The organism is Enterococcus raffinosus (assembly GCF_018917525.1).
GTDB classification, from domain to species: domain Bacteria; phylum Bacillota; class Bacilli; order Lactobacillales; family Enterococcaceae; genus Enterococcus_A; species Enterococcus_A raffinosus_A.
This window is the reverse complement of the sequence record NZ_JAHLOS010000098.1, coordinates 1-1,251: the sequence shown is the minus strand read 5'-3', so window position 1 is coordinate 1,251 and position 1,251 is coordinate 1. Positions and strand designations below refer to the sequence as shown.

Sequence of the window (1,251 nt, the reverse complement as noted above, 5' to 3'; positions counted from 1 at the left end):
GGCGGATTTTATAATGAACTTAGCCACTTAAGACAATAAAAAAACGTCATTGCCCAATTTCATGTATTATTGAAGTTCTCACACAATCAATAAAGGATGAACGGACAATGACGCAAATCGAGAATACCACAATTTCACGCACTGGACTACACCTAAATTGGGAAGAGCGAAACAAAATACATGCTTGGAAACAATTAGAACAGCCCTTATCCAATCGGGCGATCGCGAAACTTCTTGGTCGTGCGCCACAAACGATCAATACCGAAATCAAAGATGGAACCGTTCGACAAATAAAACGGCAAACGCATCACGGGAAAACCTACGAGTATGAAACCTTTGTCTATTCCCCCGACGCTGGGCAAGCGGCTTATGAAAAAGCTCGAAGGAATTCTCGGAAACAGCCCAAGTGGCTGGATGCACCAGATTTCATGGCTTATGCCGATCATCAAATGAAGAAGGAAAAACAATCTCCAGATGTTGTCATTGGGCGAGCGAAGAAACTAAACTTGTTTTCTCATGAAGAAATTCCCTGTACAACTACGCTGTATAACTACATTGATCTCTGCTTGATGGAGACAAGAAATATCGATCTGCACCTCAAAACACGGCGAAACACGAAAACGAGTCGAACGCGAAAGAACAAAACGATTCTTGGGAACTTGATTGAAAAGCGTCCTGACATTGTGGATAAACGGGAACGTTTCGGCGATTGGGAAATTGATACGGTCAATGGGATGCGTGTTGGAAAAGACCAAGCGCTGCTAACTTTAACCGAGCGAAAAACGCGCTACGAAGTGATTATCAAAATTGACGGAAAAGCGGCGAACCCAGTCAATCGAGCATTGACGACGTTGAGAGAAGCCGCTGGAAAAGATTTTGCGTTGCTTTTCAAAACAATCACTTCAGACAATGGTGTGGAGTTTTCAGGGCTGTCTAATCTTCTTAAAGAGATTACCGAAGTTTACTTCACCCACCCGTATTCTTCATGGGAACGAGGAACAAACGAGAATCACAATGGCCTGATCCGGCGCTTCATTCCAAAGGGAACCCGAATGGAAGACGTCGCGCTGTCGACCATTCGTCGTATCCAAGACTGGATGAACAATTTACCGAGAAAAATATTGGGTTATGCCACTCCACGCGAGTGTTTATTAGCAGAATTATCAAAGTTATCGTTGGCTGCTAAATAGAGAATAAAATTGAATAACACATGAATTTCAATAAGTGGCTAACTTGCACTTGAAATTTGGG

1 protein-coding gene is annotated in these 1,251 nt (G+C 42.9%); it reads left to right on the top strand.

The genetic code is table 11. The annotated features are described in order from the left end of the window. Positions 1 to 107 precede the first annotated feature (107 nt). Positions 108 to 1,190 carry an IS30 family transposase gene (locus tag KQI58_RS22420; protein WP_216411147.1) on the top strand — a complete coding sequence of 361 codons (1,083 nt, stop codon included), beginning with the start codon at positions 108 to 110 and terminating at the stop codon, positions 1,188 to 1,190. The last annotated feature ends 61 nt before the right edge of the window (positions 1,191 to 1,251 follow it).

Bases quoted from the DNA above. Each gene is read 5' to 3' on its own strand.
- KQI58_RS22420 (WP_216411147.1), top strand. From the start codon at position 108: ATGACGCAAATCGAGAATACCACAATTTCACGCACTGGACTACACCTA.